Genomic DNA, 21217 nt, shown 5'->3' on the forward strand with positions numbered 1-21217 from the left:
TATGTGAGCGGGGAATGCATTCATGGGAGGTCTGTTGGCTGGTGAACCTAAAGGTCTGCACCAAAGCCGTCAAGAGGTGCGACCGGAGAAGTCCCGCACGTCATGGCTGAGTTGAGAAGTTGTAGGCGAAGGAAAAGAAATCACCAGGACCATTGAGTGGCCGGTTCTCACAGGTCACACTGTGCGGGATTCGTGATGATCGTCGGGGCGGCGTGTCGGAGGAACCATGAGCACAGCGGGGACCGCGGAGGTCGATGTCCGGCACGTACTCAGTGACAAGGTCACGGGCGGAATCCTCAAACCGAAGACGCGCACGATCACCTGGACCTCCGCCCACTACACCGTCAAGCGGCCCCCGTCGGGCAAGCACACCGTGGAGCTGACCTGCACCGAGTGCTCGGCATCCCTGCTGGCGGAGGTCCGCGACCAGGCCACCACCCGCACGCTCGCGGCCGTCATGCGTGTCATCGGGATCGTGTGCGCGGTCGTGTTCTTCGCCGCCCTCGCCTACGCGATCCACGAAGGCGGCAAGACCCTTCCCGAGGGTCAGTCGCTCCCGGCCCTGTTCCCGATCAGCGTCGTCGCCGTCTTCGTCACCTTCGTCGCCGGGCCCACGTTCTACGTGAACGGCCGCAACTACAACGGCGTCAGCATGCTGGACGCCCCCAAGCCGCGCCGCAGGCACCAGATCAGGCCCGTGCGGGCGGGACGGTCGCGCGTACGAACTCGCCGATGAGCCGGGCGAGTTCGGCGAGCCGGTCCAGCGGGAGCGGCGTGCAGCCGTCGGCCACCTCCACCGGCCGTCCCTGCGGCGGGAGTTCGGCCGGTCGGCGTCGCGTTACTCGTGGACCCGGGCGTTCGCCGCGGGACGCGCGCCACCGCTGTCCGCGCCCAGACCCGCGAGGAGGCGGAGCCCGTCCTCGGCGGGGCTGCCGGGGGTCGCGGAGAGCACCAGCAGCTCCATGCTCGGTTCGTCCGGCAGCGCGAAGTTCTCCTGGTGCAGTTCCAGCAGTCCGACCAGCGGGTGCAGGTACGCCTTGCGTCCGTGGGTGCGGGCGCGGACGTCCGCGCGGGCCCAGAGACGACGGAAGCGCTCGCTGCCCATCGCCAACTCGCCGATGAGCGAGGCCAGTCGGGGGTCCTGGGGGTACTTGCCGGCGGCCAGGCGCAGATGTCCGACCACGTCGAGGGTGCACTTCTCCCAGTCCGCGTAAAGACCGCGCTCGGCCTCCTCGAGGAAGATGTGCCGGGCGGTGTTCAGGCCCGCCATCGGCCGGCTGTGGAGCAGCCCGGCGAGCCGGTTCCCGGCGAGCACGTCCAGGCGATGGTCCATGATCAGCGCGGGTGCGTCGGCGACCAGGTCGAGGACGCGCAGCAGTTCCGGCCGGACCCTCCCCCAGCCTCCGGCCGGGGGGACCCCCATGCCCGGCGCCTTCGCGCGGCGGCGGCGCTGCCGGGCGAGCCGGTGGAGGTGCTCGCGTTCGGTCTCGTCGAGCCCGAGCACACGGGCGAGCGCGTCGAGGATCTGCTCGGAGGGCTGGGTCGCGCGGCCCTGCTCCAGGCGTACGTAGTAGTCGACGCTGACTCCGGACAGGTGCGCGACCTCTTCGCGGCGCAGCCCTTCGACCCGGCGGCGGCTGTCGGCGGAGACGCCGACGGACGCGGGGTCGACCCGGGAACGCCGGGTCCGCAGGAAGCCCGCAAGATCGTCCATGTCCCCAGTATCGCCTCGGTGGTTGACCGTGAAGGTGGTCCTGCCGATACCAGGAAGTCCCGTCCGATGGACGAGGCGCCCCTGAATGCCGCACGCCACGGCGCCCAGTATCGGAGGCACCCGATCCGAAGGAGCCGGAGTCCCCATGAAGACGCTGATCGTCTACGCCCACCCGGAACCGAAGTCGCTCAACAACTCGCTGAAGGACCTCGCGGTGTCCACCTTGGAAACCGCGGGGCACGAGGTCCGGGTGAGCGATCTGTACGCGATGAACTGGAAGGCGGTCGTGGACGCGGCGGACTACGGCCCCGAGGCCTCACATCCGCTGAAGGTCGCCCTGAACTCGGGCCGGGCCTTCGACGCCGGCACGCTCACCCCCGACGTCCGCGCCGAGCAGGAGAAGCTGCTGTGGGCCGACACGATCATCTTCCAGTTCCCGCTGTGGTGGTACACGATGCCCGCGATCCTCAAAGGCTGGGTGGACCGGGTGTTCACCTTCCACTTCGCGTACGGCGTCGGCGAGCACAGCGACACCAAGTACGGCGAGCGCTTCGGCGAAGGCACCCTCGCGGGCAGGAAGGCTCTGCTGTCGGTGACCGCCGGCGGTCCGGAGTCGCACTACGCCGCTCGCGGGATCAACGGCCCCATCGACGATCTGCTGTTCCCGATCCACCACGGCGTCCTCTACTACCCGGGCATCGCGGTGCTGCCGCCGTTCGTGCTGTACGGCACCGACCGGATGACCGCCGAGGACTATCCGGACGTCGCCAAGGCCTGGGAGCAGCGCCTGCTCACCCTGGAGTCGACCGAGCCGATCGCGTTCCGCCGACAGAACTTCGGCGACTACGAGATCCCCTCGCTGCACCTGAAGGAGGGACTGGAACCCGCGGGCCGCACGGGTTTCGGGTTGCACGTGCGCGGCTGACCGCGGTCCCGGCCGGTTCGGTCCTGGTCATGAACGCCTCCCGTGGGTGTCTGCACTCAAGAGGGCGGCAAAGGACCGAAGTGTGACACCCGCACGGAAGTCGGCGGTGAGTGGGACAATCGGCGGCGTGGATCAGGGGATCCTGGAGCGTGAGCCCGAACTGGCGCGACTGGCTTCGGCCGTACGTGAGGCGGCGGACGGGGCCGGTTCCGTGGCGCTCGTCTTCGGCGAGGCGGGCATCGGCAAGTCGAGCCTGGTGAAGGCCATGCCGGACCGGCTGCCGCACGGCGCACGCATCCTCCTGGGCCAGTGCGACGACCTCGCCACCCGCCGCCCGCTCGGCCCGTTCCGCGACCTCGTCGGCAGCGTCGGCACCGAACTCGCCCGGGCCGTCACGGAGGGCGGCGACCGCCACCGCGTGTACGAGGCCCTGCAAGGTGAGTTGGCCGGTGTACCGCATCCGGCGGTGCTTGTCGTGGAGGACGTCCACTGGGCCGACGAGGCCTCGCTGGACGCCCTGCGCTTCCTGGTCCGGCGGATGGATCGGCTGCCCGCCGTACTCGTCCTGACCTACCGCGACGACGAGTTGAGCCGCGAGCATCCGCTGCGCGACCTCCTCGGCCAGGTGTCCCGCACGGACCGCGTGCACCGGCTGCCGCTGGCCCGCCTCTCCAAGTCGGCGGTACGCGCGCTCAGTTCGGCCAGCCGCCTCGACCCGGCGCAGGTCTACGAGGTGACATCGGGCAACCCCTTCTTCGTCACCGAGGTCCTCGCGGCCGGCGGCACCGGGGGAGTGCCCCCGACGGTCGTCGACGCGGTGCTCGCCAGGCTGCGCGGACTCGACGGCCGTACCGTCGACGCGCTGGAGCAACTCGCCGTCGTGCCCTCGGCCGTCGAACGGCCCCTCGTCGACGCGCTGTTGACGGGCGGCGTCGCCGTACTGGCCGCTGCCGAACAGCGCGGGCTCCTCGTGGTGACCCCCGAACGGGTCGCGTTCCGGCACGAGTTGATCCGCCGCGCTGTCGCCGACTCCCTGCCCGCGGCCCGGCGCATCGACCTCAACCGCGATGTGCTCACCGCGCTCATGCTCCGGCCCGGCTCCGACCCGGCCCGCGTCGTCCACCACGCCGCGCAGGCCGGTGACCAGGACGCCATCGCCCGCTACGGCCCCCGCGCGGCCCGGGACGCCACCGAGGCCGGCGCCCACCGCGAGGCCGCCGCCCAGCTACGGCTCGTGCTGCGGCAACGGCACCGCTACACCCCCGCCGAACTCGCCGACCTGCTCGAACGCTACGCGGTGGAGTGCTACACCGTCGCCGACTCCGTCGAGGCAGTCGCCGCCCAGCGGGACGCCGTAGCATTGCGCCGCTCCCTGGGCGACACCCTCACGCTCGGCGCCGATCTGCGCTGGCTGTCCCGCATCCACTGGTGGGCGGGCCACGCGGAGGAGGCCCAGGACGCGGCCCGGGAGGCCATCGCCGTCCTCGAACACGCCGGAGACGACCGGCTGTTGGCCCTCGCGCTCAGCAACACCGCCCAACTGCGCATGCTCTCCGACCGGTACACCGAGGCCATCGCGCACGGCGAGCGCGCCATCGCCCTGGCCCGCCGCGCGGACGACCCCGCGATCCTCGCCCACGCCCTCAACAACGTGGGCACCGCCCGCTGGCGCAGCGGGGATCCGGACGGGCGACGGCAGGTCGAGGAGAGCCTCGCGGTGGCGCTGGCCGCGGGCGAGGTCGAACACGCCTGCCGGTCCTACGCCAACATCATCTGGTCCCTCCTCGACGACCTCCGTTACGCCGAGGCCGACCGCTTCCTGCCCCCGGCCCTGGAACTCGCCGACCGCGCAGAGCACTTGGGGTTCCTCAACTACCTCCACGTCGAGCAGGCCATGCGCAGGCTCGCGGCGGCGGACTGGGACGACGCCGAGCGAGAGGCCGAGTACGGGATGCGCGACTTCGTACCGGCCCGCTGCCCGGCGCTGACCGTCCTGGCCCGGGTGCGCGTCCGGTGCGGCAGGCCGGGCGCCGGCGAACTCCTCACCCAGGCCCAGGAGATCGCCGTACGGGCCGGGGAGTTGCAGCGCATGGGCCCGGTGGCGGCGGCACGGGCGGAGGCGGCCTGGCTGCGGGGCGACCATGCGGCAGTGATCGAGGCGGCGGAGCCGGCCCATGCGCAGGCGGCCCACCTCGACCACGGGCCGTACCGGGCCGAACTCGGCTACTGGCTCAGGAAAGTCGGGCACCCCGTGGCCGCCGACGACAGCGACCACCCGTACGCGTTGCAGGGCGCCGGGGAGTGGAAGCGGGCCGCGGATCTGTGGCAACAGGCAGGCTGCCCCTACGAACACGCCGCCGCGCTCGCCGAGAGCCCCGACCCGGCCGACAGACTCACCGCGCTCGCCGAACTCGACGCGCTCGGCGCCGAACCCCTCGCCCGCCTCGTCCGCACCGAACTGCGCGCCCTCGGCGTCCGCCACATCCCGCGCGGCCCGCACGCCGCGACCCGGGGCAACCCGGGCGGCCTCACGGAACGCCAACTCCAGGTCGTACGCCTGCTGGTGGACGGCCTGACGAACCCGGAGATCGCCGACCGGCTCGTCGTGTCCGTCCGTACCGTCGACAACCACGTGCGGGCCGTACTGGAGAAGCTCGACGCACCCACCAGAGGGCAGGCCGCCGTCCGTGCCACGGAACTCGGGCTGCTGCCGTCCGGCGAAACGTAGGTACCCGACGGCGCCGAGCTGGGTGACGCGCACGGATGACCGCACAGTTCCGGGCGACATAGAACGAGCAGGTCATGCAGAGCACCACGAAACGGGGGACCGCATGTCCAGCACGCCCGCACAGACCGCTCGCCGTGAACTGACCGACTTCACGGGGGAGTTGATCGGCCCGGACGACGCCGCCTACCCGGAGGCCCGCGCCGTCTACAACGCGATGATCGACAAAAGGCCTGCCCTGATTGCCCGTTGCGCCGACGCGGACGCCGTGGCCCGTGTGATCGGATTCGCCCGCGCCCACGAACTGCCCCTCGCGATACGCGGCGGCGGCCACCACGGAGCCGGACTCGGCACCGTCGACGGGGGAGTGGTCGCCGACCTGTCACCGCTGAAGGACATCCACGTGGACCCCGAGGCCCGCACGGTCCGGGTCGGTGGCGGCTGTGTCTGGGGCGAGGTGGACCGCGCCACCAACGCACACGGCCTCGCCACCCCCAGCGGCATCATCTCCACCACCGGCGTCGGCGGCATCGCCACCGGCGGCGGGCTCGGCCACCTCACCCGCAAATGCGGGCTGACCATCGACAACCTGCTGGAGGCCGACCTCGTACTGGCCGACGGCAGCCGGGTGCGGGCGAGTTCGGACGAGAACACCGACCTGTTCTGGGCGGTCCGTGGCGGTGGCGGCAACTTCGGCGTCGTCACCTCGTTCCTGTTCCGGCTGCACGAGGTGAGCACGGTCGTCGCGGGCCCGACCTTCTGGCCGGTCGAGATCAGCGCCGAAGTCCTCACCGCCTACCGTGACTTCCTCCCGAACGCGCCCCGCGAGCTGAACGCCTTCTTCCTCTACGGCAGCGTCCCGCCCGCCCCGCCGTTCCCCGACGAGCTCCAACTGCGCAAGACGGCCGGCGTCGTGTGGTGCTACACCGGCGGCGACACCGAGGCCGCCGCACGCGAGATGGCCCCCCTGCTCGACGCACTGCCCGCACCCCTCCTGCACGCGGCCGGACCGATGCAACACCCGGACATGCAGGGCATGTTCGACGGCCTTTACCCGCCCGGCGACCAGTGGTACTGGCGCGCCGACTTCGTCAACGACATCCCCGACGACGCCGTCGAACTCCACGCCAAGTTCGGCGCCGAGGTGCCCACCCCGCAGTCCACGATGCACCTCTACCCGATCGACGGCGCCGCCCACGACGTCGGCAACGACGAGACCCCGTGGGCATATCGCGACGCGCGCTGGGCGTCCGTCTTCGCCGGTGTCGACCGGGACCCCGCCAACGCCGGCCTCATCAAGAGGTGGGCCACCGACTACCAGGAGGCCCTGCACCCGTACTCGGCGGGCGGCGCCTACGTGAACATGATGATGGACGAGGGACAGGAACGTGTCCGGGCCAGCTACCGGGGCAACTACCAGCGCCTGGCCCGCATCAAGGCCGACCGCGACCCGGACAACGTCTTCCGCCTCAACCAGAACATCCACCCGGCCCCGAAACCGCGCTACGAGACCCGCCCGTAGGACCAGCTCCGGGGCCGGGCCGGCATCACGCGTTCGGGTCGAACGAGATGCCGGACGGCTCCGCGATGGACAGCGCGTAGTTGAAGTCGCTGTCCCTGATCTTCAGCGTGGCCGAGCCGAAGTCGGCGCCCAGGAGCTTGTCCTTGAGACCGGCCGGGTAGCCGTTCCAGCCCACCAGACGCGGGTAGAACCAGTTGCCGGTGGCGTTCTCCGCGGGCTCGTCGTTCGTGTTGGCGAAGCGGAAGTCGTGCGAGCCGATGCCGTCCTTGTGGTAGACGATCTTGGGGTGTGTGCCGTCGAAGCGCACCCCCGAGGCCGCCGACACCTGGTACGCGGAGTGCTGCGACACCGACACGTACTGGGCCGTGTTGTCCTTGATCCACACCACGACGTGCTCCCAGTCGTGGGTGTGACCGATGGCCGCCGGGCCCAGGGTGACCTGGTCCTTCTCGAAGTAACTGGCGTACATCACCGCGCACCAGTCGTTGTTGCACTTGGTCCGGGAGTACGTGTTGGAGTTGTTCAGCTGGGCGAGGTCGTGGCAGTGCCCGTTGACGTCGCCGCCGAGCTTCAGCCCGGGGTTGAGGGTGCCGTCGGTGCCGATCGCGGCCGTGGCATAGCAGCCGTCGCCGTCGTAGTCGTAGGCCGGGGAGAAGGTCTGCTCCAGGCCGTCCGCGTTCTGCGGGAGCGCCGTCAGCACGGAGGCCTGGGCGGCCGTCGCCTGACCGACCACGAGAGCCAGCGCACCGAGGACGGTGACGACGGCGGAGCGGCGAAGGCGCCGGGTGCGAGGCTTCGCGGCTCTTGCGGGGTTTGTGGTGGGGGGTGTCGAATGAGGCACGCCAACTCCAGGTTCTTGGCTGTGGGGGCGCTACTGGCTGCGCCAGGTCCAGACCTTCGCAGGCCGGTGTGTGCACGTCAACACCCTTGCGGTGTACGGGCTTTGGCAGCTCGCTGAACTTTCCCGCCTGTGCTTTTCCTGTGTTCCCGCGGCTCTCGGCGCGACCATGGCTCTCGGCGAACAAGTGCGCTAATTTGAGGTCCAGGGCACAGGTGAATGGGCACCCACGGCGAGTGCGGGAGGTTCTGGTTGACCCCGGCGCAACTACGGGCCTTCGCGGCGACCGTACGCCTTGGTTCCGTGAAGGCCGCCGCGGCCGATCTCGCCGTCACCGAGTCCGCCGTCTCCATCCACATCGCGCATCTGCGCAGGGAACTCGGCGACAAGCTCTTCGCCCGCACGGCCAACGGGCTCGCGTTCACCCCCGGCGGGCTGCGGCTGGCCAGCCGCGCCGCGGAGATGCTGGGGCTGCAGGATCGGACGATCCTCGAAGTGAAACAGGCCGGCTCCGGCCGACGGCTGCTGCGCGTCGCCGCGTCGAGCCTGTTCGCCGAACATGCCGCCCCCGGACTGATCGAGCTGTTCGCGGGGCGCGCCGACGACCTCGACGTCGAACTGAGCGTGCACGGCCCGCAGGAGTTCGCCTCCCTGCTGCTGACCCGCGCCGTGGACGTGGCCATCGGGCCCCGCCCCGCCACCCTCGACGACTCCACGACCTGCACGCACTTTCTCAACTACCAGGTGATCGCCGTCGTGGGACCGGACCATCCGCTCGCGGCCGCGGCGAGTGCCGGTGCGACCGAACTGCGCGGGCAGACCTGGTTGTTGGGTCCCTCGGCGGTCGGGCGGACGGGGATGGTGCCGTCGGTGCTGCGGCGGCTGGGCATTCCCGAACACAACCAGCGGATCTTCCAGAGTCATGCCGCGTCCGTCGATGAGGCCAAGCGGGGCAAAGGAGTCGCTCTCGCGGTCGCCTTCGCCGTGACGAAGGATCTTGCCGAGGGTGACCTTCGTCAGCTTGCCGGTCCTCAACTTCCCGCGCGCGGCTCCTGGAACCTGCTCGCTCTGCCCGACCGTGAAGCGCCGGCCGCTGCCGCGGAGTTGCGGCGCTTTGTCACCACGCCGCGGGCCACGCAGGCGATGCTTCGTGGTGCGGGGGTTACGGCAGGGCGGTTCCGGCCGGCGATTCATGTGACCTTGTGGAGTTGAGGGTTCCGCTGGGGGCGTAGTCGTTTTTCTGCGGGCCGGTGGGGGCTGGTCGCGCAGTTCCCCGCGCCCCTTTAGGGCGCCTTACCGCAACGGAATTTGAAGTCCCCGTCGCCTTCCGAGCCGCGCCACCTCCCCCGGCACCCGTAGCAGCGCGCCGAAGCTGTCCGCCGGCAGTAGTAGGTCGACGTACGGCAGGGCCGCCGCCATCGTCGTCGTGCGGGGGGCGAAACCGGGGGCGGCGGCACGGGGGTTGAGCCAGATCACCGTGTGGGCGCGGCGGCGTAGTCGGGCCATGGCGGTGGCGAGCCGGTCGGGTGGGTCGCCGTCCCAGCCGTCCGAGGCGATCAGTACGACCGCGCCGCGCAGGGTGCCGCCGTGGTGTGAGGCCAGGAGTGTGCTCAGGCAGTGGGCGATGCGGGTGCCGCCGAACCGGTCGGCAACCCGTTCCGTCGCCTCGTCGTAGGCATCCTGGGCCGAGTGGTGCGCCAGGACTGTGGTGAGCCGGGTCAAGGACGTGGCGAACGCGAAGACCTCGGCGTGTGTCGTCAGCGTGAGGGCCCGCATCAGATGCAGACAGGCCATCGCCTGCGCCTGCATCGACCGGCTCACGTCGCACAGCACGACGACCCGGCGCGGCCGGTCCACCGGACCGGCCTTGACCAGCCGGACCGGTTCCCAACCGGTCCGCCGGGCCCGGGCCATGGTCTCCCGGATCGCCACCCGGTGGCCGCTCGCGCGCACGGCGTAGCGCCGGGTGCGGCGCACGGGCCACTCCCGCAGCCGTGCCTCCAGCAGGTGGCCGAGCAACTCGGCCTGTCCCGCGTCCAGTTCACCGAACGGCGTGTCGACCGCGGCCGCCAGCTCGCTGGGCAGGCGCTCCGGCATCGTCAGGGCGCGGTCCGTACGGTGTTCGGCGCCGTCGACGGCGGGCGGCAGGGTGACCCACGGCAGCCCGGAACCGCCGACGGGGTCACCGGCGCGAGAATCGGCGCCCGCAGAGTCCTGGCCGTCGGCCCCCGCACTGTGCCCGTTGCGGCGCGCGTTCGGGTCGAGGGCGAGTACGGACTGACCGAAGACCGCGTCGAAGACCCGGTCGAAGAGGGCGAGTTCGGGATGGTCGCGTACGAGGGTGACGCGGGCCGTCCAGTACAGGGAGGTTCGCGTCCTGGGCGGGGCGGCCGCGAGCGCGTTCACGAAGTCCCGGGTGGCGGTCAGACCCACCGGTACGCCGTGCTCTCTGAGCCGCGCGGCCAGCGCGGTGGCGAACGCGGCCCGGTCGACGGCCGGCAGCAGCGGACCGCTCGGTGTCATCGGACCAGGAGATAGATCACCACGGCGATGACGACGGCCGCACCGACGGCGGGGAGCAGTCGCTTGTACACCGACGCGCCGGCCACTTGCATCAGGTCCAACGGCACGTTCGGCGCCGGCTGCGACACGGGTATCACCGGGACTGCCGCAGGGACTTCCTCCGGTTCCGCCTCCGGTTCGGCCTCGGGTTCCTGCGTTGCCAGCAACTGCGTCTCCACGTTCGCCACGAACTGCGCGAACAGCTTCTCCGAGATCTCCTTGATCATGCCGCTGCCGAACTGGGCCAGCCTGCCGCTGATGTTGAGGTCCGTCACGACCGTCACGACCGTGCCCGCGCCCTCGCCGCGCAGCCGCGCGTCGACCGTCGCCGACGCGTTGCCGCCGCCGCGCATGTCCTTGCCGGCCGCGCTGATCACGGCGTGGTGGGCGCTCTCGTCCCGTTCCAGAAAGCGTGCCGTACCCGCGAACTGGCTGACCATCGGCCCGACTTTGACCCTGACCTTGCCCCGGTGGATGTCGCCGTCCACGCCGGTGAGTTCGGCACCGGGCATGCACGGGGCGAGGGCCTCCAGATCAGTGAGCGCCTGCCACGCCCGCTCGACCGGCACACCGACGCTGAACTCGTTCTCGATCTTCATGGTGTCCTCGCTTCTTCGGGGTAGCCGAGTGCGTCGAGGGCGCCGACGACGGCGGTGCGGTCGTCGGGGCTCTTGACGACCGTGCTGAGCGTGCGGACGATGTCGTCGCGGGCCAGTCGCGCGACCCGCAACGCGGCCAGGGCGGAGACCCAGTCGATGGCCTCCGCCATGCCGGGCGCCTTGTCGAGGTCCAACTCGCGTACCCGGCCGATGAATTCGGTCGTGGACGCGATCAGCGGCTCGTTCGCGGCCGGTACCGTACGGCGCAGGATCTCCGCCGCGCGTTCGGGCGTCGGGAAGTCGATCCAGTGGTAGAGGCAGCGCCTGCGCAGCGCGTCGTGGAGTTCCCGGCTGCGGTTGGAGGTCAGCACCACGACGGGCGGGCGTACGGCGGTGAAGGTGCCCAACTCCGGGATGCTGATGGCGGATTCGCCCAGGAACTCGAAGAGCAGCGCCTCGAACTCGTCGTCGGCCCGGTCGATCTCGTCGATCAACAGCACGGGCGGCACCGGGCCTTGATGACGTACCGCCCGCAGCAGGGGCCGGTCGAGCAGAAAGTCCTCGGTGAACAGGTCGGCGTCGGACAGCTCCCGTCCGTGCGCCTCGGTGAGCCGGACGGCGAGCAGTTGGCGCTGGTAGTTCCACTCGTACAGCGCCTCGCCCGCCGTCAGCCCCTCGTAGCACTGGAGCCGGATCAGCGGAGTGTCCAGCGCCTTGGCGAGCGCCTTCGCGGCACTGGTCTTGCCCACGCCGGGCTCGCCCTCCAGCAGCAGCGGCCGGTCGAGCAGCGTGGCCAGGAGGAGGGCGGTCGCCGTGCCGTCGTCGACGAGGTGGCCGACCTCGTCGAGCCGCCGCCGTACGTCGTCGGCGTCCGTGAAGAGTTCGCTCACCCGGTGGCCCGCCCACCCGCGGACCAGCGGTCCCGGCAGCCCGGACCGCAGAACCAGAACTCGCCCTCCCCGGTGGTGAGATGGGGTGTGTCGGGGCCTACGGTCACGGTCATCCCGCACACCGGGTCCACGGCCTGGGCAGGGCGCTCGGACACGGGGGCCTTCGATGCGTGGACGACTCGCACCACGTCCGCCAGGATCGACAGCGCGATCTCCGGTGGCGTACGGGCGCCGATGTCCAGCCCGGCCGGAGCCTGGACGCGGGCCCGTTCCGACTCGTTCAGGCCGAGTTCGTCGAGGAGGGCGGCGGCACGGCGGTGGCTGGCGACCAGCGCGATGTGACCGACGCCCGCGTCGAGGGCGGCGCGCAGGGACTCCGCGTCTCCGCGACCCTGCCCGGCCACGATCACCGCCGACGTGTGGGCGGTGGGCGGGAGTTCGGGCAGGGAGCGGGCCGTGGCGTAACCGAGCAGGGCGGCGAACGCGACGCAGGCCTCCGCGACGGGTGTGGTCCCGACGACCTCGATCAGCGGCGGCGGCAGCACCGGCTCCAGGAAGATCTCCAACGCACCTCCGGACAGGCAGGGGTTGACCACGACCCGCGCCCCCGGCGTCTCGGGGAACTCGGCGTCCCCCTGCGGCAGGACGCGCAGCAGCAACGGTCCGCCGTCGTGCAGGGCGCCGAGCGCGGCCGTACGCACCGAACCCTCGGCGCACTGGCCGCCGACGAAGCCGTCGATGGTGCCGTCGCCGTGCACGATGGCCTCGTCGCCCGGGTGCGCCGAGGCGGGCGCCTGGGCCCGCACCACGCGCGCGTGGACGAACGGCACGCGCCGCTCGGTGAGTTCGAGCGCGCGGGCACTCAACTTGCCGGTCATCACAGCCACCTTCAGATCGGCGGAGTCGGTCGGCCCTGCATCGCCTCCCACACCCGCGAGGGCGTGAGCGGCATGTCCGCGTGCCGGATGCCGTACGGCTTCAGCGCGTCGACCACCGCGTTGACGATCGCGGGCGGCGAGCCGACCGTCGCGGACTCGCCGACACCCTTCGCACCGATGGGGTGATGCGGGGAGGGCGTGACGGTGAACCCGGTCTCCCAGTCGGGGACTTCGAGCGCGGTCGGGATCAGATAGTCCATCAGCGAGCCGCTGAGGCAGTTGCCGTCCTCGTCGAAGGAGATCATCTCCATCAGCGCCATGCCGACGCCGTCGGTGAGCCCGCCGTGCACCTGCCCCTCGATGATCATCGGGTTGATACGGGTGCCGCAGTCGTCGACCGCGACGAAGCGGCGGACGGTCACCTTGGCCGTACCCGGGTCGATGTCGACGACGCAGATGTAGGCGCCGTGCGGATAGGTGAGGTTCTCCGGGTTGTAGCAGATCTGCGCCTCCAGACCACCCTCCACACCCTCGGGCAGATCGCCCGCGCCGTGCGCCCGCATCGCGATGGCCTGGATGGTGACCGAGGCCTCGGGGTCGCCCGCGACATGGAAGGAGCCCTTCTCCCACTCCAGGTCGGCTACCGACACCTCCAGCATCCCGGAGGCGATCAACCGTGCCTTGTCCCGGACCTTGCGGGCGACCAGCGCCGCCGCGGCGCCCGAGACGGGCGTGGACCGGCTGCCGTAGGTGCCCAGGCCGAACGGTGTCTGGTCGGTGTCGCCGTGCACCACGTCGATGTCCTGCGGCGGGATGCCGAGTTCCTCGGCGACGATCTGCGCGAACGTCGTCTCGTGCCCCTGCCCCTGCGACTGCACCGACAGCCGTACGACCGCCTTACCGGTGGGATGCACCCGCAGTTCGCAGCCGTCGGCCATGCCGAGGCCGAGGATGTCCATGTCCTTGCGGGGACCCGCGCCGACCGCCTCGGTGAAGAACGAGACACCGATGCCCATGAGTTCACCTCGGGCCCGCTTCTCGGCCTGCTCGACGCGCAGCGCGTCGTAGCCGGCGAGTTCCTTCGCCAGCTCCATGGTGGGCGCGTAGTTCCCCGAGTCGTAGACCCAGCCCGTCTTGGTGCGGAAGGGGAACTGTTCGGGCCGGATGAAGTTCTTCATCCGCAACTCGACCGGATCCATGGCCAGTTCGTACGCGAGGCAGTCCACGATCCGCTCGATCAGGTACACGGCCTCGGTGATGCGGAACGAGCAGGCGTACGCGACCCCGCCGGGTGCCTTGTTGGTGTAGACGGCGGTCATCTTGCAGTGGGCGGCCTCGATGTCGTAACTGCCGGTGAAGACACCGAAGAAGCCGGCCGGGTACTTCACCGGTGCGGCCGTGCCGTTGAACGCGCCGTGGTCGGCGAGGACTTGGGTGCGGACGGCGAGGATCCTGCCGTCGCGGGTGGCCGCGATCTCGCCGCGCATCACGTAGTCGCGGGCGAAGCCGGTGCTGATGAGGTTCTCGGCGCGGTCCTCCATCCACTTCACCGGCTTGCCGATGAGGATTGAGCCGACGATCGCGCACACGTAACCGGGGTAGATCGGCACCTTGTTGCCGAATCCGCCGCCGATGTCCGGGGAGACGACGCGGATCTTGTGCTCCGGCAGCCCGGCGACGATCGCGTAGAGCGTGCGGTGGGCGTGCGGGGCCTGGGTGGTGGACCAGAGGGTGAGGCGGCCGTCGACCTGGTCGTAGTCCGCGACCGCGCCGCACGTCTCCATCGGCGCCGGGTGCACGCGCGGGTAGACGATGTCCTCGGTGACCACGACGTCCGCGCGGGCGAAGACGGCCTCGGTCTCGGCCTCGTCGCCGGTCTCCCAGTCGAAGCAGTGGTTGTCGGCCTTGCCCTCCAGGTCGTCGCGGATGACGGGCGCGTCGGGGGAGAGGGCGGTACGGACGTCGATCACCGGGTCGAGGGGCTCGTACTCGACGTCGATCAACTCCAGCGCGTCCCGGGCCGCGTAGCGATCTTCTGCTACGACGAAGGCGACCTCCTGGCCCTGGAAGCGGACCTTGTCGGTGGCCAGGACCGCCTGCACGTCGTTCGAGAGGGTCGGCATCCACGCCAGGCCCTTCTCGGCGAGCATCGCGCCGGTGACCACCAGCCGGACCTTCGGGTGGGCCTCGGCGAGCGTGGTGTCGACCGAGAGGACGCGGGCGTGCGCGAACGGTGAGCGCAGGATGGCCAGATGGAGCATGCCGGGCAGGTCGAGGTCGTCGACGTAGCGGCCCTTGCCGCGGACGAAGCGCGGGTCCTCCTTGCGGAGCATCCGGCCGTGGCCGCAGGGCTTCTTGTCGTTGTCGACGAACGCGGTGCGGTGGCCGTTCTCGGAGACGGCGGTCATGACGCGCTCCCCGAAGCCGAAGCCGAAGCCGAAGCCGAAGCCGAAGTGGCCTGTGTTTCCAGGGACGTTCGGGTCCCGGCCTCCTCGGCCGCCGCCCACCGGACGGAGCGGACGATGGTCGCGTAACCGGTACAGCGGCAGATCTGCCCGGAGATCGCCTCGCGGATCTCCGTGTCGGAGGGGTCGGGGTTGCGGTCCAGCAGCGCACGCGCGGTCATCATCATGCCGGGGGTGCAGAAGCCGCACTGGAGACCGTGGCACTCGACGAACCCGCGCTGTACCGGGTCGAGTTCACCGTTCTGTTCGAGCCCCTCGACCGTGCGCACCTCGTGTCCGCCCGCCATCGCGGCAAGGACGGTGCAGGACTTGACCGGCTCGCCGTCCAACCACACCACGCACGTACCGCAGTTGCTGGTGTCGCACCCCCAGTGGGTGCCGGTCAGCCGCAGGTGGTCGCGCAGGAAGTGGACGAGCAGCAGCCGCCCCTCGATCTCCCGGGTGACCTCTTCGCCGTTGACGACCATGCTGACCTGCACGATCACACCTCCTGTCCGTCGATGCGGGCCACGGCCCGGCGCAGCACGCGCAGGGTCAACTCCCGCGCGAGATGCCGTTTGTACTCGGCGCTGCCGCGCCGGTCGGTCACCGGCGAACAGGCCTCGGCCGCGATGTCCCCGGCCTGTCCGTACAGTTCCTCGGTCGGCCGCCGGCCGCGCAGGGCGTCGGCGATGCCGGGGATGCCCGCCGTGTTCGGTCCTACGGCGGCGAGTCCCACCCGGGCGTCGGCGATGAGTCCGTCGCCGTCCAGCCACACCGCGGCGCCGGCCGACACGACCGCCCAGTCACCGGCCCGCCGTTCGACCTTCTCGTAGGCGCTGGATCCGTTCGGGCGGACCGGGAAGCGGACCTCGGTGAGGATCTCCGCGTCGCCCACGGCGGTCTCGTACGGTCCGCGGTGGAAGTCCTCCATGGACACCACCCGTTCGCCGTGCCTGCCCTGGATCACGCAGCTGGCGTCGAGCGTCGTGCAGACGGCGGAGAGGTCCTCGGACGGGTCGGCCTGGCACAGGGAGCCGCCGAGCGTGCCCCGGTTGCGCACCACGGGGTCGGCGATGACGCGTTCGGCGTCACGGAACACCGGGAAGGCGGCGGCGAGTTCGTCCGACTCCAGCAGCTCGCGGTGGCGGGTCATCGCGCCGATGCGGATCAGTCCGGGTTCGACGCGGACGTAACCCAACTCGTCGTGCAGGTCGTTGATGTCGATCAGGTACTCGAAGTTGGCCAGCCGCAACTTCATCATCGGGATCAGACTGTGCCCGCCGGCCACCAGTCGTGCCGTGTCGCCCAGGCGGTCGAGCAGCGCGACCGCCTCACCGACGCTGCCGACCCGCTGGTACTCGAACGGAGCGGGAACCTGCATACCGCAATCCCCCTGTCCTGCACGGCTGTTGGCCGGTCGGCCGGGTGCCGCGTCCGGGCCCAATTGGGCGCCCGGAGGACAGGGGTGTCAACGGCTGGTTAACCGTTCACTTAGGTCACTCGCCCGGGGAGGCCGGCAGGTCGTCCAGGAAGTCCGCCGAGGGGACGTAGAAAAGGTTTCCGGTGACGGCCGTGGAGAAGTCCAGGATGCGGTCGTGGGACGCGGAGTCGGTGCCCAGAAACATGTTGCGCAGCATCTGCTCGGTCACCGAGGGCGTGCGGGCGTACCCGATGAAGTAGGTGCCGAACTCGCCCTGGCCCGCGCTGCCGAACGGCATGTTGTCGCGCAGGATCTTCCGCTCCGTGCCGTCCGGGCCGGTGATGACGTTGAGGGCGATGTGCGAGTCGGCCGGCTTGACGGCGTCGTCCATCTCCATGTTGGTCAACTTGCTGCGCCCGATGGCCCGTTCCTGCTGCTCCACCGGCAGCGCGTTCCAGGCCGCCATGTCGTGGACGTACTTCTGCACGATCACATAGCTGCCGCCCGCGAACTCCGGGTCCTCGCCGCCGATCACCACCGCCTCTCGGGCCGCTTGGCCGACCGGGTTCTCCGTGCCGTCGACGAAGCCCAGCAGATCGCGCACGTCGAAGTACTGGAACCCGGACACCTCGTCGGCCACGGCGACCGCGCCGCTCAGCCGCCCCATGATCTCGGCGGCCAACTCGAAGCACAGGTCGGCCCGTACGGCCTTGATGTGGAAGAGCAGGTCGCCCGGGGTGGAGACGGCCGTGTGACGGTCGCCGGTGAGTTCGCGGAACGGATGCAGCTCGGCGGGGCGCGGGCCGTCGAACAGCCGGTCCCACACCTGCGACCCGATGCCGGTCACACAGCTGAGCCGCCCGTCCGGCGCGCGGAACCCGATGGACCGGATCAACCCGCCCAGATCTTCGAGGAGTTGACGCACCGTCTCCTCGCCGCCCGGCTCCACGGTGACGACGAGGAAGGTCGCGCTCGGGGTCAGCGACTCCAGCACCGCCTGTGTGGTCGGGACGCTCTCGCCGCCGGTGCTGCCGTCCGTGTGCTCGACCGAGCTGTCGACTGTCATGTACGTCATGCCTCCGCGCTGTCCTGGGAAGCGCCGGCCATGACGGCCGGCACTCTGCGACTCAGCCGAGTTTCCCAGTCCGCGCGTCCTGCCACAGGTCGACGCCACCGTCCACGGCGTACGAGTCGATCTCGGCCAGCTCCTCGGCGCTGAAGGCGAGGTTGTCCAGCGCGGCCACGTTCTGTTCGAGCTGCTCCGTGCGGGACGCGCCGATGACGAGCGAGGTGACCCGCTCATCGCGCAGCGCCCACGCCAGCGCCATCTGCGCCAGGGTCTGCCCGCGCCGCCCCGCGATGTCGTTCAGCGCGCGCAGCCGGCGCACCATGTCCTCGGTCAGCCAGCCCGCGTCGAACGACGTGCCCTGCGCGGCCCGCGACCCCTCCGGGATCCCGTCCAGGTACCGCCCGGTCAGCAGCCCCTGCGACAGCGCTGTGAAACCGATGACCCCGAAGCCCTCGTCCTGCGCGGCATCGAGCAGCCCGTCGTCCTCGATCCAGCGGTTGAGCATGTTGTACGACGGCTGGTGGATGAGGAGCGGTGTGCCCAGCTCGCGCAGGATCGCGGCGGCCTCGCGGGAGCGCTCGGCGTCGTAGGAGGAGATGCCGACGTAGAGCGCCTTGCCCTGGCGGACGGCGGTGTCCAGCGCGCCCATGGTTTCTTCGAGGGGGGTGCCGGCGTCGAGGCGGTGGGAGTAGAAGATGTCCACGTAGTCGAGGCCGGTGCGCTTCAGCGACTGGTCGAGCGAGGCGAGGACGTATTTGCGGGAGCCGCCGCCCTGGCCGTAGGGCCCCGGCCACATGTCCCAGCCGGCCTTCGTGGAGACGACCAGCTCGTCCCGGTACGGCGCGAGGTCCTGCTTCAGCAGTCGGCCGAAGTTGGACTCGGCGGCGCCGTAGGGCGGGCCGTAGTTGTTCGCCAGGTCGTGGTGGGTGATGCCGAGGTCGAAGGCGCGCAGCGCGATCTCGCGCTGGGTCTCGAAGGGGCGGTCGTCACCGAAGTTGTGCCAGTAGCCCAGCGAGAGCAGGGGCAGGTCGAGCCCCGAGCGGCCGGTGCGGCGGTAGCGCATCGTGCTGTCGTAGCGCCCCGGATCTGCGATGTGGTTCACGACGCCCACTGTGCCCGCGCCCGCCGTGCGCGTCCAACCGATCCCCTTCATCGGATTCAGCAGTGCCGGCACTGAATACGGGAGCGGCTCGCTGAGCGGACCGACGCTGTTCGACGGTCTCTCGTTCGTCCTTAGGGTCCTCTCCATGAACAGCGACATTTCGGTGAGCCGCGAGGAGGGCCCGCTGCGGATCGGCGTGCGTATCCCGCCCTGCGACCGGGCGGACCGGGTGGCGCGGGCCGTACGCCGGGCCGAGGAGCTCGGCTTCGACCAAGTGTGGTTCCCCGACTCGCAGTTGCTGTGGCGGGACGTGTTCACCACGCTCACCGCGGCCGCCTTCGCCACCGAGCGGATCGGCCTCGGCACCGCCGTCACCAACCTCGCCACCCGGCACCCGTCCGTCGTCGCGTCGGCCGCGCGCAGCGTCGCCGAACTCGCGCCCGGCCGGTTCACCCTCGGCCTCGGCGTCGGCAACAGCTCCGTCGCACCCGTCGGCCTGCGGCAGACCGGCTCGGCGGAACTGCGCGAGGGACTGAGCATGCTGCGCGCCCTGCTGGACGGGCACGAGTGGGACTTCGAGGGCAAGGTCCGCTCGCGGCTGCGCGACCCCCAGCCGTCCGTGCCGCTGCATCTCGCGGCGAGCGGGCCGCGCAACCTGCGCCTCGCCGGTGAGATCGCCGACGGCGTCATCCTGCTCAGCGGAGTCTCGCCGCGCACCCTGGCCGCCGCCACCGCCCGGGTGCGGGAGGGCGCGGAATCGGCCGGCCGGAACGCCGAGACGCTCCCGGTGACCGTCTCCGCGTTCTGCGCGGTGACCGACGACATCGAGGCCGAGGCCCGCCGGATCAAACCGATCTGCGCCTCGATCGCCCAGAACGGCGGCCAGTCCTTCCTCGCCCTCGCCGGCATCGACGTGGACGTCCCGGCCACGGTGGAGGGCGTCTACCCGGACCTCGTGCACGCCGAGGACTGGGACGAGGCCGTCAGGATCTGCTCGGCCTGGATCAGCGACGAGGCGGCCGTCCGGTTCGCCGAGGAGTTCTGCCTGATCGGCACGGCCGCCCAGATCACCCAACGCCTGCGCACCCTGCGCGAGTTGGGCGTGACCGACGTCTTCCTCCAGCACGTCGGCTCCTACGACCTGCCCACCGACCTGATCGAGACCGTCGGCGCCTCGGTCCTGCCGGCCCTCCGCTCAGGTGCTCTCCGGGGATGAGACCGTCAGCGGGTTCCCGCCGCGGGCAGCAGATCCTTGCGTACGACGCCGTCCTGGACGACACACACGATGTTGCCGGGATCGCCGAGCACGCCGATGTCCGCGAGCGGGTCCCCGTCGCACAGGATCAGGTCGGCGGTCTTGCCCACGGTCAGGGTGCCCAACCGGTCGGACAGGCCCAGGAGTTCGGCGGAGACGCTGGTACCGGCGACGATCGCGGTCATCGGGTCCATGCCGAGGTCCACGAGGAAGCGCAGCTCCAGCAGGTTCTGGCCGTGCGGGCAGACCGCCGCGTCGGTGCCGAGCGCGATACGGGCGCCCCGGTCGATGGCGCGGGCGATGTTCTCCTTGGTGATGCCCGACCAGCGGACCTTCTTCTGGTAGTGGTGCTCCGGCATCAGATTCTTGTCGATGCCCGCGAACACCGTGGACAGGGTCGGCACGACGAACGTGCCCCGCTCGCCCGCCAGGTCCAGCGCCCGCTCGTCCAGGCCGTACCCGTGCTCGATGCTGGTGACCCCGCCACGGATGGCGTTGAGGATGCCCGCCGTGCCCTGTGCGTGGGCGGCGACCGGCTTGCCACCGTGCCGCCGGCACTCGTCCACCACGGCCCGGATCTCCTCCTCCATCAGCCCCTCGTCCTCGGGCTGGTCGTAGGGGCTGGCCATACCGCCGGACGCGCAGATCTTGACCACGTCGGCACCCGCGCGGATCACCTTGCGCACGGCGAGCCGGGACTCGTCCACGGTGTCGGCCAGTTCGGCCATCTCGCCGCCACTGAGGTCGGTGCCGTCCAGCATGCGGAAGTCGGCGTGCCCGCCGGTGTGGCTGATGATCCGTACGGCGGTGTGCAGGCGGGGGCCCACGATCCGGCCGGTCTCCACGGCGGTACGGAACCCGGTGGACAGTCCGCCCAGGTCACGGGCCGTGGTGATGCCCGCGTCCAGGGTCTGCCGCAGCCGCGTCGCGGTGTCGTACGTCACCAGGACCGGATCGAGCTCGCCGCGCCGCCCGGGCGGCGAGCCCTGCGCGTACGCGAGGTGGGTGTGGCAGTCGAAGAACCCGGGGAGCACGGTCCGGCCGCCGGCGTCGATGATCCGGACCGGGGAGCCGTCACCGGGCACGGGCGGGGCCGTAGCCGCTGGTCCGGCGTAGGCGATCGTTCCCTCCGCGTCCGCGACGACGACGGCGTCGGGCACTGGCAGCGCACCGGTACCGTCGACGAGGCGGGCGTTCTCGACGCGCAAAATGGTCCGAAAGGTCTCTTGCGTCATGGCATCCGTCATGGTGGGGCCGAATCACTCCTCGGT

At 70.8% G+C, this 21217-nt stretch carries 18 protein-coding genes; 6 read left to right on the forward strand and 12 right to left on the reverse strand.

Going from position 1 to position 21217, the window contains the following annotated elements:
• Positions 1 to 226: 226 nt before the first annotated feature.
• Complete coding sequence (locus OG588_RS46830; RefSeq protein WP_405952625.1) at positions 227 to 736, forward strand: hypothetical protein; 510 nt, start codon at positions 227 to 229, stop codon at positions 734 to 736.
• A 102-nt stretch (positions 737 to 838) separates the two neighbouring features.
• Here the strand turns inward: OG588_RS46830 and OG588_RS46835 are convergent, their stop codons facing one another.
• Positions 839 to 1714, reverse strand: a complete 876-nt coding sequence (locus tag OG588_RS46835) for a helix-turn-helix transcriptional regulator (protein WP_405952626.1) — start codon at positions 1712 to 1714, stop codon at positions 839 to 841.
• A 145-nt stretch (positions 1715 to 1859) separates the two neighbouring features.
• Here OG588_RS46835 and OG588_RS46840 point away from each other — a divergent pair, with 145 nt between their 5' ends.
• From OG588_RS46840 to OG588_RS46850, 3 genes are all read left to right on the forward strand, one after another.
• Entirely contained in the window at positions 1860 to 2639 is a 780-nt protein-coding gene (locus OG588_RS46840; RefSeq protein ID WP_405952627.1) for an NAD(P)H-dependent oxidoreductase, read from the forward strand.
• Between the two features lie 127 nt (positions 2640 to 2766).
• Positions 2767 to 5367: a helix-turn-helix transcriptional regulator gene (locus OG588_RS46845; RefSeq protein ID WP_405952628.1), complete on the forward strand. Its 2601-nt coding sequence runs from the start codon at positions 2767 to 2769 to the stop codon at positions 5365 to 5367.
• Between the two features lie 103 nt (positions 5368 to 5470).
• Positions 5471 to 6886 (forward strand): FAD-binding oxidoreductase, encoded by a 1416-nt coding sequence (locus tag OG588_RS46850; protein WP_405952629.1) that lies wholly within the window; start codon positions 5471 to 5473, stop codon positions 6884 to 6886.
• A 25-nt stretch (positions 6887 to 6911) separates the two neighbouring features.
• Here OG588_RS46850 and OG588_RS46855 read toward each other — a convergent pair whose 3' ends face one another.
• Entirely contained in the window at positions 6912 to 7619 is a 708-nt protein-coding gene (locus OG588_RS46855) for an NPP1 family protein (protein ID WP_019056027.1), read from the reverse strand.
• A gap of 357 nt (positions 7620 to 7976) precedes the next feature.
• Here OG588_RS46855 and OG588_RS46860 point away from each other — a divergent pair, with 357 nt between their 5' ends.
• Positions 7977 to 8936 carry a LysR family transcriptional regulator gene (locus tag OG588_RS46860; RefSeq protein ID WP_405952630.1) on the forward strand — a complete coding sequence of 320 codons (960 nt, stop codon included), beginning with the start codon at positions 7977 to 7979 and terminating at the stop codon, positions 8934 to 8936.
• An 81-nt stretch (positions 8937 to 9017) separates the two neighbouring features.
• Here the strand turns inward: OG588_RS46860 and OG588_RS46865 are convergent, their stop codons facing one another.
• From OG588_RS46865 to mgrA, 9 genes are all read right to left on the reverse strand, one after another.
• Complete coding sequence (locus OG588_RS46865; protein WP_405952631.1) at positions 9018 to 10247, reverse strand: vWA domain-containing protein; 1230 nt, start codon at positions 10245 to 10247, stop codon at positions 9018 to 9020.
• The gene (locus OG588_RS46870; protein WP_405952632.1) at positions 10244 to 10885 is read right to left on the reverse strand and encodes an SRPBCC family protein; all 642 of its coding nucleotides are present in this window, start codon (positions 10883 to 10885) and stop codon (positions 10244 to 10246) included. Before OG588_RS46870 ends, OG588_RS46865 begins: the two co-directional genes overlap by 4 nt.
• The gene (locus OG588_RS46875; RefSeq protein ID WP_405952633.1) at positions 10882 to 11775 is read right to left on the reverse strand and encodes an AAA family ATPase; all 894 of its coding nucleotides are present in this window, start codon (positions 11773 to 11775) and stop codon (positions 10882 to 10884) included. The genes OG588_RS46870 and OG588_RS46875 overlap by 4 nt, the downstream gene beginning before the upstream one ends.
• Entirely contained in the window at positions 11772 to 12653 is an 882-nt protein-coding gene (locus OG588_RS46880) for an XdhC family protein (RefSeq protein ID WP_405952634.1), read from the reverse strand. Before OG588_RS46880 ends, OG588_RS46875 begins: the two co-directional genes overlap by 4 nt.
• 11 nt (positions 12654 to 12664) lie before the next feature.
• The gene (locus tag OG588_RS46885) at positions 12665 to 15061 is read right to left on the reverse strand and encodes an aerobic carbon-monoxide dehydrogenase large subunit (RefSeq protein ID WP_405952635.1); all 2397 of its coding nucleotides are present in this window, start codon (positions 15059 to 15061) and stop codon (positions 12665 to 12667) included.
• Positions 15058 to 15597, reverse strand: coding sequence for a (2Fe-2S)-binding protein (locus OG588_RS46890; RefSeq protein WP_405952636.1), 540 nt, complete (start codon positions 15595 to 15597; stop codon positions 15058 to 15060). Before OG588_RS46890 ends, OG588_RS46885 begins: the two co-directional genes overlap by 4 nt.
• A 2-nt stretch (positions 15598 to 15599) precedes the next feature.
• The gene (locus OG588_RS46895) at positions 15600 to 16481 is read right to left on the reverse strand and encodes an FAD binding domain-containing protein (RefSeq protein ID WP_405952637.1); all 882 of its coding nucleotides are present in this window, start codon (positions 16479 to 16481) and stop codon (positions 15600 to 15602) included.
• A gap of 115 nt (positions 16482 to 16596) precedes the next feature.
• The gene (locus tag OG588_RS46900; RefSeq protein WP_405953394.1) at positions 16597 to 17586 is read right to left on the reverse strand and encodes a Dyp-type peroxidase; all 990 of its coding nucleotides are present in this window, start codon (positions 17584 to 17586) and stop codon (positions 16597 to 16599) included.
• A 61-nt stretch (positions 17587 to 17647) separates the two neighbouring features.
• Entirely contained in the window at positions 17648 to 18691 is a 1044-nt protein-coding gene (mgrA, locus tag OG588_RS46905) for an L-glyceraldehyde 3-phosphate reductase (protein ID WP_026150271.1), read from the reverse strand.
• 145 nt (positions 18692 to 18836) lie between these two features.
• On the opposite strand from mgrA, the gene OG588_RS46910 reads away from it, so the two are divergent.
• Positions 18837 to 19907, forward strand: coding sequence for an LLM class flavin-dependent oxidoreductase (locus tag OG588_RS46910; RefSeq protein WP_405952638.1), 1071 nt, complete (start codon positions 18837 to 18839; stop codon positions 19905 to 19907).
• A 5-nt stretch (positions 19908 to 19912) separates the two neighbouring features.
• On the opposite strand, the gene OG588_RS46915 is transcribed toward OG588_RS46910, so the two are convergent.
• On the reverse strand, positions 19913 to 21193 hold the full coding sequence (locus tag OG588_RS46915) for an amidohydrolase family protein (RefSeq protein ID WP_405952639.1): 1281 nt from the start codon (positions 21191 to 21193) through the stop codon (positions 19913 to 19915).
• Between the last annotated feature and the right edge of the window lie 24 nt (positions 21194 to 21217).

The organism is Streptomyces prunicolor (assembly GCF_045162825.1).
Taxonomy (GTDB): Bacteria; Actinomycetota; Actinomycetes; order Streptomycetales; family Streptomycetaceae; genus Streptomyces; species Streptomyces prunicolor.